This is a genomic window from Mycobacterium sp., assembly GCF_025965855.1.
Classification (GTDB): Bacteria; Actinomycetota; Actinomycetes; order Mycobacteriales; family Mycobacteriaceae; genus Mycobacterium.
Window position 1 is genome coordinate 1 of record NZ_JAOPWB010000020.1, and the last position, 15,319, is coordinate 15,319.

Consider the following 15,319-nt stretch of genomic DNA (forward strand, 5'->3'; position numbering starts at 1 on the left):
ATGAACGTCGCCGACGAGCCGGGCGTATTGGCCTCGGTGGCGGCGGAATTCGCCAAGCGCGAGGTGAGCATCGCCGAGGTCCGCCAGGAAGGCATGGTGGACGAGGGCGGCCGACGGGTCGGGGCCCGTGTGGTGGTGGTCACCCACACCGCCACCGACGCCGCGCTTTCCGAGACCGTGGGTGCCCTCGCCGATTTGGATGTCGTGCAGAGCGTGACTAGCGTGCTGCGACTGGAAGGAAGCGGCCTGTGAGCGGCCCCCGGACGGCCACCCATCAACCCTGGCCGGGAGTGATCGCGGCGTACCGCCACCGCTTGCCGGTCGGTGATGACTGGACCCCGGTCACGCTGCTCGAGGGCGGTACCCCGCTGATCGCCGCGACCCGGCTCTCGGAAAAGACCGGCTGCACCGTCCACCTCAAGGTCGAAGGCCTCAATCCCACCGGCTCCTTCAAGGACCGGGGCATGACGATGGCGGTCACCGACGCCCTGGCCCGCGGCCAGCAGGCCGTGTTGTGCGCATCGACCGGCAACACCTCGGCCTCGGCGGCGGCGTATGCCGCGCGCGCCGGCATCACCTGTGCGGTGCTCAGACCGCAGGGCAAGATCGCCATGGGCAAGCTGGCGCAGGCGGTTATGCACGGCGCCAAGATCGTCCAGATCGACGGCAACTTCGACGACTGCCTGGAACTGGCCCGCAAGATGGCCGCCGACTTCCCGACGATCTCGCTGGTGAACTCGGTGAACCCGGTGCGCATCGAGGGCCAGAAGACCGCCGCATTCGAGATCGTCGACGCGCTGGGCGCCGCGCCCGACGTGCACGCCCTTCCCGTCGGCAACGCCGGCAACATCACCGCGTATTGGAAGGGCTACACCGAGTATCACCACGAAGGCGTGATCGACAGGCTGCCCCGCATGCTGGGCGCCCAGGCTGCCGGCGCCGCGCCCCTGGTGCTCGGCGAACCGGTCAGCCATCCGGAGACCATCGCCACCGCGATCCGCATCGGCGCTCCCGCGTCTTGGACGGCCGCCGTCGAGGCGCAGCAGCAGTCCAAGGGCCGCTTCCTTGCCGTCACCGACGAGGAGATCCTGGCGGCATACCACCTGGTGGCCGCCTCCGAAGGCGTCTTCGTCGAACCGGCATCCGCCGCCAGCATCGCGGGGCTACTCAAGGCCGTCGACGACGGCTGGGTGGCTCGCGGGTCGACGGTGGTCTGTACGGTGACCGGCAACGGTCTCAAGGATCCCGACACCGCGCTGAAGGACATGCCGACCGTGTCCCCGTTGCCGGTCGATCCCGTGCTCGTCGTCGAACAGTTGGGTCTGGGCTAGTGCTGCCCGCCGGGCTGGTGGCCAACGCCGTGGTATCGGCGTCCAGCGCCAACCTCGGCCCGGGTTTTGACAGCCTCGGCCTGGCATTGAATCTGTGCGACGAGATCGTTGTGGAGACAACGGATTCCGGCCTGGTCGTGGTGGTCGAGGGCGAGGGCTCCGACCAGGTGCCGCTCGACGCCGATCATCTGGTCGTGCGCGCGGTCCGGCGCGGGCTGCACGCCGCGGGCGTGGACGCGCTCGGCCTGGCGGTGCGCTGCCGCAACGCCATCCCGCACTCCCGCGGCCTGGGCTCCTCGGCGGCGGCCGTCGTCGGCGGCCTGGCGGCGGTGAATGGACTTGTCGCGCAGACTAATTCGACTCCGTTAAGCGTTGATCAGCTGATCCAGCTGTGCTCGGAATTCGAGGGGCATCCGGACAACGCCGCGGCCGCGGTGTTGGGCGGTGCGGTGGTTTCGTGGACCGACCGCACCGGTGACCAGCCCCGGTACTCCGCGGTGCCGCTGCGGCTTCATCCGGACATCCATCTGTTCTGCGCGATTCCCGAGGAACGCTCGCTGACCGCCGAGACCCGGGTGCTGCTTCCCACCCTCGTCAGCCACGACGAGGCCAGCTTCAACGTCAGCCGCGCCGCGTTGCTGGTGGTCGCGCTGACCGAGCGCCCCGACATGCTGATGCCGGGCACCGAAGACCTACTGCACCAACCCCAACGCGCTCTCGCGATGCGGGGCTCGGCGGAATATTTGCGGCTGCTGCGACGTCATAGGGTTGCAGCGACGCTTTCCGGGGCTGGTCCATCACTGATCGCACTGAGCACAGAGCCGGAGTTACCCCTGGAAGCGCTGGAGTACGGGGCCGCACACGGATTTGCCGTCACCAAGATGACCGCCGGCGAAGGAGTTCGCTGGAGCCCGGGCGTGACGGTCGCCGGTTGATCCACAGCGTGGCCGGAGGGTTTGCTTGCTTCCGACAGGGATGCAGGTTATCCTCGGAGCCGTCCAGCAATCGCAGCATCTGCATCTGCAACTGCCTTGCCGCTAGGACAACACCAATTCTTCTCGTGAACGAGGTTCGCCGTCTTCTCCGCCGATCCTGGCGATCACCGTTGCAGAGTCGATGATTGGGCACTCGGCAATTTGGCTGAATGCAACGAACCCCCCGTATGACCTGATCAGAGGGGGAAGAAAGGAAATCCGTGACTGATACGGACCTATTCACGGCTGGCGAAAACACCGACGGCAATCAGCTGTCGAACGCCGTGACCACAGACGCACCCGACGTCAAACCCAACGCCTCGTCCGGCTCCCTGTCCACCATGGTGCTGGCCGAGCTGCGTGCGCTGGCTAACCAGGTCGGCGTCAAGGGGACATCGGGCATGCGCAAGAACGAACTAATCGCCGCGATAAAGGAAATCAGGGGGCAGGCCAACGGGACTTCGGCCCCCGCCACCCCCGAGGACAGCGGCAAATCCGACAAATCCCAAACGGCCACCGCCGATGCACCGGCCGAAGCGCCGGTCTCCCATGGGGAACAGAACGGTTCCACCGGCGAGGCGCCGCGCCGGGAACGACGCGGTGCCGGCCGCGAAGCGGGATCGCCAGCCCACACGCCCGAGGGCCGCGATCGTGAGGAAGCGGACACCCAAAAGGGCACGGCCACTCGCGAAGCCGACAAACGCCGAGACCGCCAACAGGACACCAAAACCGACGAGCGCGGCGGCGAGCAGGGCGGCGATCAGCAGGGCCCGGGCGGCCAGCAGAATCGCGGCGGCTCGAACCAGCAGGAAGACGACGGCGAGGGCCGTCAGGGCCGGCGGGGACGCCGGTTCCGCGACCGCGACCGAAGGCGCCGCGGTGAACGGTCGGGCGAAGGCGCCGACGCCGAACTGCGCGAGGACGACGTCGTCCAGCCGGTCGCCGGAATCCTTGACGTGCTCGACAATTACGCATTCGTGCGCACCTCCGGCTACCTGGCCGGTCCGCACGACGTCTACGTGTCCATGAACATGGTGCGCAAGAACGGCCTGCGCCGCGGCGACGCGGTGACCGGCGCGGTTCGGGTGCCCCGGGACGGCGAGCAGCCCAACCAGCGGCAGAAGTTCAATCCGCTGGTGCGCCTGGACAGCATCAACGGCGGCTCGGTCGAAGACGCCAAGAAACGGCCCGATTTCACCAAATTGACGCCGTTGTACCCCAACCAGCGGCTGCGCCTGGAAACCACTCCCGACCGGCTGACCACGCGGGTCATCGACCTGATCATGCCGATCGGCAAGGGCCAGCGCGAGCTGATCGTGTCGCCGCCCAAGGCGGGTAAGACGACGATCCTGCAGGACATCGCCAACGCGATCACCAAGAACAACCCGGAATGCCACCTCATGGTCGTCCTCGTCGACGAGCGGCCCGAGGAGGTCACCGACATGACGCGCTCGGTCAAGGGCGAGGTGATCGCCTCGACGTTCGACCGGCCGCCGTCCGACCACACCTCGGTCGCCGAGCTGGCGATCGAACGCGCCAAGCGGCTCGTGGAGCAGGGCAAGGACGTCGTGGTGTTGCTCGACTCGATCACCCGCCTGGGCCGCGCGTACAACAACGCGTCGCCCGCTTCGGGCCGGATCCTCTCCGGTGGCGTCGACTCCACCGCGCTGTATCCGCCCAAGCGCTTCCTCGGCGCGGCGCGCAACATCGAGGAAGGCGGGTCGCTGACGATCATCGCGACCGCGATGGTCGAGACCGGGTCCACCGGTGACACCGTCATCTTCGAGGAGTTCAAGGGCACCGGTAACGCCGAGCTCAAGCTGGACCGCAAGATCTCCGAACGCCGGGTCTTCCCCGCGGTCGACGTGAATCCCTCCGGAACCCGCAAAGACGAGCTGCTGCTGCCGCCCGACGAGTTCGGCATCGTGCACAAGCTGCGCCGCGTGCTGTCGGGTCTGGATCCCCACCAGGCCATCGACCTGCTGATGTCGCAGCTGCGCAAGACGAAGACGAACTACGAGTTCCTGATGCAGGTGTCCAAGACGACCCCCGGGTCGATGGACAACGACTAACGAACTCGATCCGTGGCGGAGACGCTGCAGCAACTGCTTCGCGAGCGTTCAGACCAGGACACGCCGGCGCTGAAGTACGGCGACCGCGTCTGGACGTGGCGTGAGCACCTGGCCGCCGCCGCCACCGCGGCCGCCGTCATTCGGGTCGCCGACCCGGACCGTCCGCTGCACGTCGGCGCGTTGCTGGGCAACACCCCCGAGATGCTCACCGCCATGGCGTCGGCGGCGCTCGGCGGCTACGTGCTTTGCGGCATCAACGACACCCGCCGTGGGGCCGCGCTGGCCCGCGACATCGCGCGCGCCGACTGCCAGATCCTGCTCACCGATCCGGCGCGCAAGCGGTTGCTGGACGGGCTCGACCTGCCCGGCGTGCGGGTGTTCGACGTCGCCCGTGAGTCCTGGTCGGCGCTCTTGGAGCGTGCCGGCCCGCTGACCCCTTATCGTGAGGTCGCGCCCACCGACACGTTCATGATGATCTTCACCTCGGGAACCAGCGGCGAACCGAAGGCGGTGCAGGTGACCCATCTGACCGTGCTGTTTGCCGGCACCGCGCTGATAGCGCGATTCGAGGTCCAATCCCGCGACGTCTGCTATCTGTCGATGCCGCTGTTTCACTCCAACGCGCTGCTGGCCGGCTGGAGCGTGGCGGTGGGTGCCGGTGCGGCCATGGTGCCGGCGACGTTCTCGGCGTCGGGGTTGCTGCCCGATCTGCGCCGATACGGGGCCACTTTCATGAACTACGTCGGCAAACCACTTGCCTACGTGCTGGCCACCCCGGAGCAACCCGATGACCACGAGAATCCGCTGCGGGTCGCGTTCGGCAACGAGGCGAGCGATCGCGATATCGCCGAGTTCAGTCGTCGTTTCGACTGCAGGGTGTGGGACGGCTTCGGCTCCACCGAGGGCGCGATCATCATCACCCGAGAAGACGGCTGCCCACCCGGGTCGCTTGGCCGGGGTTTTCCGGGTGTGGCCATCTACAATCCGGACACCTTGGCGGAGTGTCCCGTCGCCACCTTTGGCGACGACGGCGCGCTGACCAACGCCGACGAAGCGGTCGGGGAGTTGGTCAACACCACGGGCGCGGGGCTGTTTGCCGGCTACTACAACGACCCGCAAGCCACCGATGCGCGCCTTCGACACGGCATGTTCTGGTCCGGTGACCTCGCCTACCGGGATGTCGACGGCTGGATCTACTTCGCCGGGCGCAGCGGTGACTGGTTGCGCGTCGACGGAGAGAACATGACCACGGCACCCGTCGAACGGATCCTGCAACGGTTGACGCCGGTCAGCCACGTGGCGGTGTACGCGGTACCCGACGAACATGTCGGCGACCAGGTGATGGCGGCGATCGTGCTGGCCGACGACGCGGACCTGACGCCCGAGGAATTCGGCCGGTTCCTGGCCGATCAGCCCGACCTGTCGCCCAAGGCGTGGCCCCGCCACGTCTGGCTCACCGAGGGGTTGCCGACCACGGCGACCAACAAGATCCTCAAACGCGAGCTGAGCGCGCGCGGCGCAACACCCGGCAGCGGCGTGGTGTGGACGCGCGTCGGGCGAACCACCGTCTATCACGTTGAGCACCGCTAGCCGCGACGCCGCGACACTGCAGCCACGCACACGACACGCCGGTGCGCGTGTGCGTGGTTGTAGTTTCGGGGAAAGCCCTGCCGGGAATGCGCAGGCGCAGCCCGGCGTTTGGGGAGGTGGCGGTTGAGCTGGCATAATCGAAGCTCGACTATCCCGGGGCCGCCTCAGGTCCGGAATTCACGCCCGACCGTCGGATTCACGACGGGGGCCCGGGCGACAAACGATCGAAGAGGACATCATGAAAGCTGACATTCACCCCGCATACGAGGAGACCACGGTGCACTGCGGGTGTGGCAACACCTTCCAGACCCGCAGCACCAAGCCCGGCGGCAACATCGTCGTCGAGGTCTGCTCGCAGTGCCACCCCTTCTACACCGGCAAGCAGAAGATCCTCGACAGCGGCGGCCGCGTGGCCCGCTTCGAGAAGCGCTACGGCAAGCGCAAGGCCGCAGCCGAGACGGCCGAGTCGACCGACAAATAGCTGGCTTACCGACGCCCGAACTGTGCGAGCCCGCACAGGCCGGGCGTCGGTTCGCGTTCGGGGCAGGAGGTGACACATGACGAAGCCGGTACAGACCATTGACGTGCTGCTTGCCGAACACGCCGAACTCGAGAAGCGGCTGTCCGACCCCGAACTGCACAGCAACCCCGACGAAGCGCGCAAAGCCGGACGCCGATTCGCCCGCTTGGCCCCGATCGTCGGCATGTACCGCAAGCTGGTGGCCGCGCGTGACGACCTCGAGACCGCGCGCGAGCTGGCTCTCGACGACGAGTCGTTCGCCGACGAGGTGATCGAACTCGAGTCACGAGTGGGCGAGCTGGATACCCAACTCACCGACATGCTGGCGCCACGCGACCCCCATGACGCCGACGACATCGTGCTCGAGGTCAAATCTGGTGAGGGCGGCGAGGAATCGGCGTTGTTCGCCGCCGACCTGGCCCGGATGTACATCCGCTACGCGGAACGGCACGGCTGGACGGTCACCGTGCTGGGCGAAACCACCTCGGATCTGGGTGGTTACAAGGACGCGACGCTGGCGATCGCCAGCAAGGGGGACGCGGCCGACGGGGTGTGGTCGCGGATGAAGTTCGAGGGCGGGGTCCACCGGGTCCAACGGGTTCCGGTGACAGAATCCCAAGGCCGCGTTCACACTTCGGCGGCCGGCGTGCTGGTCTATCCCGAACCCGAGGAAGTCGGCGAGGTGCAGATCGACGAGTCCGATCTGCGCATCGACGTCTACCGGTCTTCGGGAAAGGGCGGTCAGGGCGTCAACACCACCGACTCCGCGGTGCGGATCACGCACCTGCCCACCGGAATCGTCGTCACCTGTCAAAACGAACGGTCACAGCTGCAGAACAAGGCCCGTGCGCTGCAGGTGCTGGCCGCTCGTCTGCAGGTCATGGCCGAGGAACAGGCGCTGGCCGACGCGTCGGCCGATCGCGCCAGCCAGATCCGCACCGTGGACCGCAGCGAACGGATCCGCACCTACAACTTCCCGGAGAACCGGATCACCGACCACCGAATCGGTTTCAAGGCACACAATCTCGATCAGGTGCTCGACGGTGACCTCGACGCGTTATTCGACGCGCTGAGCGCGGCCGACAAGCAGTCCCGGCTGCAACAGGCATGACGACGCTGCGGCGCGCGATCGACTCGGCTGCGGCGCAACTCGCCGAAGCAGGGATCGACTCCGCGCGTTACGACGCCGAGGAGTTGGCCGCTCACCTGGCGGGCGCCGAACGCGGACGGCTGACCTTGTTCGAGTCGCCCGGCGACGAATTCTTCGGCCGTTACCGCGACATCGTGGCCGCGCGTTCGCAGCGGGTGCCGTTGCAGCACCTCACGGGAACGGCGGCGTTCGGCCCGGTGACGCTGCGCGTCGGCCCCGGCGTGTTCGTACCGCGCCCGGAGACGGAGGCCATTCTGGCGTGGGCCACCGCGCAACCGCTCGAGGCGCGGCCCGTGATCGTCGACCTGTGCACCGGATCGGGCGCATTGGCCCTGGCGCTGGCCGGGCACCGGGCAGCCGCGCGGATTATCGGCATCGATGACTCCGATGCGGCCCTCACCTACGCGCGCCGTAACGCCGAGGGCACCGCCGTGGAACTCGTGCGGGCCGACATCCACACTCCTGGACTCCTTCCCGAACTGGACCGACGGGTCGACCTGGTGGTCGCCAACCCGCCCTATGTTCCCGACGACCATGCGGTGGAAGCCGAAGTCGCCCAACATGATCCACCTCACGCGGTGTTCGGCGGGCCGGACGGGATGGCGGTCATCGCCGCCGTCGTCCGCCTCGCCGGGCGCTGGCTGCGCCCGGGCGGCCTCTTCGCCGTCGAGCACGACGACACCACGTCGTCGCGGACCGTCGAATTAGTCGAGGCCACAGGGCTTTTCGAGGACATCGAGGCATGCCACGATTTGGCCGGACGACCGCGATTCGTGACGGGCAAAAGGCGAGAGCCGTGACGCGCGCCGCGACGATGCGGAGCGAAAGCGATGGGGAGGAGTGGCGCATATGACGACCGTGTTCGACTGCTCCGACCCCGACCAGCGTTCGGTCGGAATCGCGTCGGCGGTAGGGGCGCTCAAGGACGGCCGACTGGTGGTGATGCCGACGGACACCGTGTACGGCATCGGCGCCGACGCCTTCGACAGCACCGCGGTGGCCGCGCTGCTCGCGGCGAAGGGACGGGGCCGCGACATGCCCGTCGGCGTGCTGGTCGGCTCCTGGCATACCATCGAGGGCCTGGTCTACACGATGCCCGACGGGGCACGCGATCTGATCCGCGCATTCTGGCCGGGCGCACTGAGCCTGGTGGTCACGCAGGCGCCGTCGCTGCACTGGGACCTCGGCGATGCCCGTGGCACCGTGATGCTGCGGATGCCGCTGCACCCGGTCGCCATCGAGTTGCTGCGGGAAGTGGGGCCCATGGCGGTATCCAGCGCCAATGTCTCCGGCCGCCCGTCCGCGGTGGAGGCCGACGAGGCGCGCAACCAGCTCGGCGATCTGGTGGATGTCTATCTCGACGCGGGTCGCTCGCAGCAGCAGGCCGCCTCCACGATCGTCGACCTGACCGGGGACACCCCGCGCATCCTGCGGGCGGGCCCGGTGAGCGCCGAGCGGATCGCCGACGTGCTCGGCGTGGACCCCGGAAGCCTGATCGCCTAGCCCGGCGCGGCCGGTCCGGTCTCAGGTTGGTGCAGTACGGTCTCGTTGGTGTCCAGCCTTGCCGGCGGTCTGTTCGCCCTGTCCGATCGCGGCGCCGGCGTCCCCCTGCGCGAGCTGGCGGTGGTCGGACTGACCGCAGCGATCGTCACCTATTTCGCGACCGGACCGGTGCGCGTGCTGGCCACCCGGCTGGGAGCGGTCGCCTACCCGCGCGAACGCGACGTCCATGAGACTCCGACCCCCCGGATGGGCGGGCTGGCGATGTTCCTCGGCGTCATCTCGGCCGTCTTCCTGGCATGGCAACTTCCGGCGCTCACCCGCGGCTTCGTCTACTCCACCGGGATGCCAGCGGTCCTGGTGGCGGCGGCGGTGATCGTGGGCATCGGCCTGATCGACGACCGCTGGGGCCTGGACGCCCTGACGAAGTTCGCCGGCCAGATCACCGCTGCCAGCGTGCTGGTCACCATGGGCGTCGCCTGGAGCGTCCTGTACATCCCCATCGGCGGCGTCGGCACCATTGTGCTGGACCAGGCGTCGTCGATCCTGCTCACCCTGGCGCTGACCGTATCGGTCGTCAACGCGATGAACTTTGTCGACGGCCTCGACGGACTGGCCGCCGGCCTGGGGCTCATCACCGCCCTGGCAATCTGCATGTTCTCGGTCGGCTTGCTGCGCGACCACGGCGGTGACGTGTTGTTCTATCCGCCCGCCGTGATCTCGGTGGTGCTGGCTGGGGCTTGTCTGGGCTTTTTGCCGCACAATTTCCACCCGGCCAAGATCTTCATGGGCGATTCCGGCTCGATGCTGATCGGCCTGATGATCGCGGCCGCCTCGACGACCGCCGCCGGCCCGGTCTCGCAGAACGCCTACGGCGCCCGCGACGTGTTTGCTCTGCTGTCACCGTTCCTGCTGGTGGCGGCCGTCATTTTCGTGCCGATGCTCGACCTTTTACTCGCGATCGTGCGCCGCACCCGCGCGGGCCGCAGCGCATTCAGCCCGGACAAGATGCACCTGCATCACCGGTTGCTGCAGATCGGTCATTCGCATCGCCGCGTGGTGCTGCTCATCTATTTATGGGTCGGCATTGTCGCGTTCGGCGCCGCGAGCACAATCTTTTTCAACCCCCGCGATACCGGCGCGGTGATGCTGGGCGCGATCGTGGTCGCCGGCGTGGCGACGGCGATCCCGCTCCTGCGCCGCCGTAACTACTACGCGGATGAGGACTACGACGGACAGTAGTAGCGGCGTCCGCCATATGGTACGGTGCAGGTAGAACCCCGAAACGAAACCTTGAGGGTTGCCGGCCAGCCGGCCCGTCGGACGCTTGCCCGACCGCGCCGATTCACGACCGACATAGGGAGCTACCCCTTGGGTGATTCCAGTGTGACGTGCGATACGCTCGGCGGGCCACCGATCGGTCGGTCGAGGGTTTCCCGCTCCACTACCTGGGATTGAGGTGCTGCAGTGACGACACCAGCGCAGGACGCGCCGTTGGTGTTTCCCTCTGTTGCTTTCCGTCCGGTTCGGCTGTTGGCGATCAGCGTCGGGGTCACCGCGCTGGCAATGCTCGCCGCCGGATTGTCGGGTCACCTCATGGTCGGCGCATTCTTCGGCGTTGGGTTGCTACTGGGTTTGCTCAACGCTTTGATGGTGCGGCGTTCGGTCGCGTCGATCACCGCGAAAGAGCATCCACTGAAAAGCTCGATGGCACTCAATTCGGCGACACGGTTGGCGATTATCACCATCGTCGGGCTGATCATCGCCTACGTTTTCCGGCCCGCGGGGTTAGGCGTGGTCTTCGGCCTGGCGCTCTTCCAGGTGCTTTTGGTCGTGTCGACCGCGGTGCCGGTCTGGCAGAAGCTGCGTACGGGCGGGCCGGCCCCATCCCCGGGCCCCGACGCGTCGGACGGAAGGAACACCAGCGATGACTGAGACGATCCTGGCCGGTTCCCAAATCGAGGTCGGCGAGCACACCACCGCAACGTGGCTGGGTTTGACCGTCAACACCGACACTGTGCTGTCGACCGCGATCGCCGCGGTGATCGTGATCGCCTTGGCCTTCTTACTGCGCGCCAAGATCACGTCGAGCGGCGTTCCCAGCGGAGTCCAATTGTTCTGGGAGGCACTCACCATACAGATGCGCAACCAGATCGAGGCCGCGATCGGGATGCGCATCGCGCCGTTCGTGCTGCCGCTGGCGGTCACAATCTTCGTGTTCATCCTGATCTCCAACTGGCTGTCGGTGCTGCCGCTGCAGTACACCGATAAGTCCGGTCATACCACCGAGTTGCTCAAGTCCCCGGCGGCGGATATCAATTACGTTCTGGCGCTGGCCCTTTTCGTGTTCGTCTGCTACCACGTGGCCGGGATCTGGCGCCGCGGCATCATCGGGCACCCGCTCAGTGTCCTCAAGGGGCATGTGGCGTTCCTGGCGCCGATCAACCTGGTCGAAGAACTGGCGAAGCCGATCTCGTTGTCGCTCCGGCTCTTTGGCAATATCTTCGCCGGCGGCATCCTGGTGGCGCTGATCGCGATGTTCCCGCCGTACATCATGTGGGTGCCCAACGCGATCTGGAAATCGTTCGACTTGTTCGTCGGGGCGATCCAGGCGTTCATCTTCTCGATCCTGACCATCTTGTACTTCAGCCAGGCCATGGAGCTGGAGGAGCAGCATGACTAGCGCACCCACAACCAGATAAGGCTAGACAAAGGAGGAAAGAATGGATCCCACTATCGCTGCCGGTGCCCTCATCGGCGGTGGAATCATCATGGGTGGCGGCGCAATCGGAGCCGGCATCGGTGACGGTATTGCCGGTAACGCGCTGGTTTCGGGTATTGCCCGGCAACCCGAGGCGCAGGGCCGGTTGTTCACGCCGTTCTTCATCACTGTTGGTCTGGTTGAGGCGGCCTACTTCATCAACCTGGCGTTCATGGCGTTGTTCGTCTTCGCAACCCCCGTCACGTAGTTCGCTGTGATGGGTGACCCGAACCTCATGGTGCTTGCCGCTAGCCAGGTGGTAGCAGAGGGAGGCAAGGGGGGCAGCAACTTCCTCGTCCCCAACGGCACATTTTTCTTCGTGCTGGCCATCTTCCTCATCGTGCTCGCCGTCATCGGCACCTTCGTGGTGCCGCCGATCCTGAAGGTGCTGCGCGAACGCGACGCCATGGTCGCCAAGACCGCCGCCGACAACAAGAAGGCGGCCGAGCAGTTCGAAGCCGCCCAGGCCGATTACGAAGCGGTCATGAAGGAAGCGCGCGTGCAGGCGTCGTCCTTCCGCGACAACGCCCGCGCCGAAGGCCGCAAGGTTATTGAGAACGCGCGCGCCCGTGCCGAGCAAGAGGTGATGGCGACGGTGCAGCTGGCCGCCGAGCAATTGAAACGGGAGAGGGACGCCGTGGAACTCGATCTGCGCGCCAACGTCGGAACCATGTCGGCGACCCTGGCCAGCCGGATCCTCGGCGTCGACGTCACCGCCTCGGCCGCGACAAGGTAAAGAGATGTCGACTTTTTTCGGACAGTTGCTTGGGTTCGCGGTCATCATTGCGCTGGTGGTGCGGTATGTCGTGCCGCCGGTGCGCAGAATGATGACCGCCCGGCAGGACCTGGTGCGCCAGCAGTTGGCCGATTCGGCCGCGGCCGCCGAGCGGCTGACCGAGTCGACCACGGCCCACAGCAAGGCCGTGCAGGCCGCCAAGGAAGAGGCGGAACAAGTCGTCGAAGAGGCCCGGGCAGACGCGGAACGCATCACCGAGCAATTGCAGGCCCAGGCCAGAGTCGAGGCCGAACGCATCGCAGCGCAGGGCACGCGCCAGGCCGAGCTGCTGCGGGCACAGCTGACCCGTCAACTTCGCCTGGAGCTCGGATACGAATCCGTGCGCCAGGCAGGGGAACTGGTGCGCAACTACGTTGCCGACCCGGAACAGCAGTCGGCCACCGTCGACCGTTTCCTCGACGATCTCGACGCCATGGCGCCGGCACCTGCCGAGGTCGCGAACCCGCTGCTGACGAAGATGCGCTCGGCCAGTCGGCAGGCGCTGGGCAGCCTGTCCGACCGGTTCGGCACCATAGCGAAAAACCTTGACAACAAAGCGCTTTCCACCCTCTCCAGCGAGCTGGTGACGGTGGCCAAAATGCTAGACCGTGAAATCGTCGTCACCCGGTACCTCACCTTGCCGGCCGAAGACGCGACGCCCAGGGTCCGGCTGATCGAGCGGCTGGTGTCTGGCAAGGTCAGCGACGCCACGCTGGACGTGCTGCGGGCGGCCGTTTCCGAGCGTTGGTCCGCCAACTCCGATTTGGTCGACGCCATCGAACACATTTCGCGACAAGCGTTGCTGGAGGTCGCCGAACGCGAGGATCGGGTCGATGAGGTCGAAGAGCAACTGTTCCGGTTCTCCCGCATCCTCGACGCGCAGCCACGACTTTCCATCCTGTTGGGCGACTACGCCGCCCCCGCCGAAGGGCGGGTTGAGTTGCTGCGCAAGGTGCTTGAGAGCGCAAGCGGCCGGGTCAATCCGGTCGCGCTGTCGCTGCTGATCCAGACCGTCGAGCTGCTGCGCGGCGAACCGGCGGACGAGGCCACGAAGTTTTTGGCGGAAGTAGCGGTGGCGCGCCGGGGCGAAATCGTCGCGCAGGTCGGCGCCGCGGCCGAGCTCACCGATGCCCAACGTACCCGTGTCGCCGATGTCCTCAGCCGCATCTACGACCATCCGGTGACGGTGCAGCTGCAGGTCGACCCCGAATTGCTGGGCGGGCTGCTGATCGCCGTGGCCGACGAGGTGATCGACGGGACGCTCTCGCATCGCTTGGCCGCGGCAAAGGCCCAATTGCCCGACTGAGCACCAACCAGTCATCAGAACCGACGCGAACGAAGATCAAGTAGGAAGACGAAAAGCCATGGCAGAGTTGACAATCTCCGCTGACGACATCCAAAGCGCCATCGAGGAGTACGTAGGCTCCTTCACCGCCGACACCTCGCGCGAGGAGGTCGGTACCGTCGTCGACGCCGGGGACGGCATCGCGCACGTCGAAGGCCTGCCGTCGGTCATGACCCAGGAGCTACTCGAGTTCCCGGGTGGGGTCCTTGGCGTCGCCCTCAACCTCGACGAGCACAGCATCGGCGCGGTCATCCTGGGTGATTTCGAGAAAATCGAAGAGGGCCAACAGGTCAAGCGCACCGGTGAGGTGTTGTCGGTCCCCGTCGGCGACGCATTCCTCGGGCGGGTCGTCAACCCACTCGCCCAGCCGATCGACGGGCGCGGAGACGTCGAGACCGACACGCGGCGCGCGCTGGAAATCCAGGCACCGTCGGTGGTGGACCGCCAAGGCGTGAAGGAGCCCCTGCAGACCGGGATCAAGGCCATCGACGCCATGACCCCGATCGGCCGCGGCCAGCGCCAGCTGATCATCGGCGACCGCAAGACCGGCAAGACCGCGGTCTGCATCGACACCATCCTCAACCAGCGGCAGAACTGGGAGTCGGGCGACGAGCGCAGGCAGGTGCGCTGCGTGTACGTGGCCATCGGGCAGAAGGGCACCACGATTGCGGCCGTCCGTCGCGCCCTCGATGAGGGCGGCGCGATGGACTACACCACCATCGTCGCGGCTCCCGCGTCGGACTCAGCCGGCTTCAAATGGCTTGCGCCGTATACCGGTTCGGCGATCGCTCAGCACTGGATGTACGACGGAAAGCACGTGCTGATCGTGTTCGACGACCTGAGCAAGCAGGCCGAGGCATACCGCGCGATCTCGCTGCTGCTGCGCCGCCCGCCGGGGCGCGAGGCCTACCCGGGCGACGTCTTTTACCTGCACTCGCGGCTGTTGGAGCGCTGCGCCAAGCTTTCCGATGAGCTCGGTGGCGGCTCGCTGACGGGCCTGCCGATCATCGAGACGAAGGCCAACGACATCTCGGCCTACATCCCCACCAACGTCATCTCGATCACCGACGGGCAGTGCTTCCTGGAGTCCGACCTGTTCAACCAGGGCGTCCGGCCGGCGATCAACGTCGGTGTCTCGGTGTCCCGGGTGGGCGGCGCGGCGCAGATCAAGGCGATGAAGGAGGTGGCCGGCTCGTTGCGTCTGGACCTGTCGCAGTACCGCGAATTGGAATCGTTCGCGGCTTTCGCTTCCGACTTGGACGCCACGTCCAAGGCGCAGCTCGCGCGCGGCGAACGGCTGG

The 15,319-nt window shown here is 66.8% G+C and carries 16 protein-coding genes; all 16 read left to right on the plus strand.

The window, feature by feature from the left end; genetic code table 11:
- A partial coding sequence (locus JWP83_RS01850) for an ACT domain-containing protein (RefSeq protein WP_297725214.1) occupies positions 1-252 on the plus strand: 252 nt, incomplete at its 5' end.
- Entirely contained in the window at positions 249-1,331 is a 1,083-nt protein-coding gene (gene thrC / locus JWP83_RS01855; RefSeq protein ID WP_297725216.1) for a threonine synthase, read from the plus strand. The genes JWP83_RS01850 and thrC, both read left to right, overlap by 4 nt.
- Complete coding sequence (thrB, locus tag JWP83_RS01860) at positions 1,331-2,266, plus strand: homoserine kinase (protein WP_297725218.1); 936 nt, start codon at positions 1,331-1,333, stop codon at positions 2,264-2,266. Before thrC ends, thrB begins: the two co-directional genes overlap by 1 nt.
- A gap of 260 nt (positions 2,267-2,526) precedes the next feature.
- The gene (rho, locus tag JWP83_RS01865; protein ID WP_297725220.1) at positions 2,527-4,377 is read left to right on the plus strand and encodes a transcription termination factor Rho; all 1,851 of its coding nucleotides are present in this window, start codon (positions 2,527-2,529) and stop codon (positions 4,375-4,377) included.
- A gap of 12 nt (positions 4,378-4,389) precedes the next feature.
- A complete protein-coding gene (fadD1, locus tag JWP83_RS01870) occupies positions 4,390-5,967 on the plus strand; it encodes a fatty-acid--CoA ligase FadD1 (protein WP_297725222.1) in 1,578 nt (525 codons plus the stop codon).
- Between the two features lie 238 nt (positions 5,968-6,205).
- Entirely contained in the window at positions 6,206-6,448 is a 243-nt protein-coding gene (gene rpmE, locus JWP83_RS01875; protein ID WP_297725224.1) for a 50S ribosomal protein L31, read from the plus strand.
- Positions 6,449-6,524: 76 nt separating this feature from the next.
- Positions 6,525-7,598, plus strand: a complete 1,074-nt coding sequence (prfA, locus tag JWP83_RS01880; protein ID WP_297725226.1) for a peptide chain release factor 1 — start codon at positions 6,525-6,527, stop codon at positions 7,596-7,598.
- A complete protein-coding gene (prmC, locus tag JWP83_RS01885) occupies positions 7,595-8,437 on the plus strand; it encodes a peptide chain release factor N(5)-glutamine methyltransferase (RefSeq protein ID WP_297725228.1) in 843 nt (280 codons plus the stop codon). Before prfA ends, prmC begins: the two co-directional genes overlap by 4 nt.
- Before the next feature lie 49 nt (positions 8,438-8,486).
- Complete coding sequence (locus tag JWP83_RS01890) at positions 8,487-9,140, plus strand: L-threonylcarbamoyladenylate synthase (RefSeq protein ID WP_297725230.1); 654 nt, start codon at positions 8,487-8,489, stop codon at positions 9,138-9,140.
- A gap of 45 nt (positions 9,141-9,185) precedes the next feature.
- Positions 9,186-10,379 carry a glycosyltransferase family 4 protein gene (locus tag JWP83_RS01895; RefSeq protein ID WP_297725232.1) on the plus strand — a complete coding sequence of 398 codons (1,194 nt, stop codon included), beginning with the start codon at positions 9,186-9,188 and terminating at the stop codon, positions 10,377-10,379.
- Positions 10,380-10,604: 225 nt separating this feature from the next.
- On the plus strand, positions 10,605-11,072 hold the full coding sequence (locus JWP83_RS01900) for an ATP synthase subunit I (protein ID WP_297725234.1): 468 nt from the start codon (positions 10,605-10,607) through the stop codon (positions 11,070-11,072).
- Positions 11,065-11,820 (plus strand): F0F1 ATP synthase subunit A, encoded by a 756-nt coding sequence (gene atpB / locus JWP83_RS01905; protein WP_297725236.1) that lies wholly within the window; start codon positions 11,065-11,067, stop codon positions 11,818-11,820. The genes JWP83_RS01900 and atpB overlap by 8 nt, the downstream gene beginning before the upstream one ends.
- Positions 11,821-11,860: 40 nt before the next feature.
- Positions 11,861-12,106 carry a F0F1 ATP synthase subunit C gene (locus JWP83_RS01910; RefSeq protein WP_066928722.1) on the plus strand — a complete coding sequence of 82 codons (246 nt, stop codon included), beginning with the start codon at positions 11,861-11,863 and terminating at the stop codon, positions 12,104-12,106.
- Between the two features lie 9 nt (positions 12,107-12,115).
- A complete protein-coding gene (locus JWP83_RS01915) occupies positions 12,116-12,634 on the plus strand; it encodes a F0F1 ATP synthase subunit B (RefSeq protein ID WP_297725245.1) in 519 nt (172 codons plus the stop codon).
- Positions 12,635-12,638: 4 nt separating this feature from the next.
- Positions 12,639-13,979: a F0F1 ATP synthase subunit B/delta gene (locus tag JWP83_RS01920; protein ID WP_297725247.1), complete on the plus strand. Its 1,341-nt coding sequence runs from the start codon at positions 12,639-12,641 to the stop codon at positions 13,977-13,979.
- 58 nt (positions 13,980-14,037) lie between these two features.
- A partial coding sequence (atpA, locus tag JWP83_RS01925; protein WP_297725249.1) for a F0F1 ATP synthase subunit alpha occupies positions 14,038-15,319 on the plus strand: 1,282 nt, incomplete at its 3' end.

Excerpts from the sequence above, each read along its gene's own strand:
- rpmE (WP_297725224.1), top strand. The coding sequence starts at position 6,206 with ATGAAAGCTGACATTCACCCCGCATACGAGGAGACCACGGTGCACTGC.
- atpB (WP_297725236.1), top strand. The coding sequence starts at position 11,065 with ATGACTGAGACGATCCTGGCCGGTTCCCAAATCGAGGTCGGCGAGCAC.
- JWP83_RS01910 (WP_066928722.1), top strand. The coding sequence starts at position 11,861 with ATGGATCCCACTATCGCTGCCGGTGCCCTCATCGGCGGTGGAATCATC.
- prfA (WP_297725226.1), top strand. The coding sequence starts at position 6,525 with ATGACGAAGCCGGTACAGACCATTGACGTGCTGCTTGCCGAACACGCC.
- JWP83_RS01915 (WP_297725245.1), top strand. The coding sequence starts at position 12,116 with ATGGGTGACCCGAACCTCATGGTGCTTGCCGCTAGCCAGGTGGTAGCA.
- JWP83_RS01890 (WP_297725230.1), top strand. The coding sequence starts at position 8,487 with ATGACGACCGTGTTCGACTGCTCCGACCCCGACCAGCGTTCGGTCGGA.
- prmC (WP_297725228.1), top strand. The coding sequence starts at position 7,595 with ATGACGACGCTGCGGCGCGCGATCGACTCGGCTGCGGCGCAACTCGCC.
- JWP83_RS01920 (WP_297725247.1), top strand. The coding sequence starts at position 12,639 with ATGTCGACTTTTTTCGGACAGTTGCTTGGGTTCGCGGTCATCATTGCG.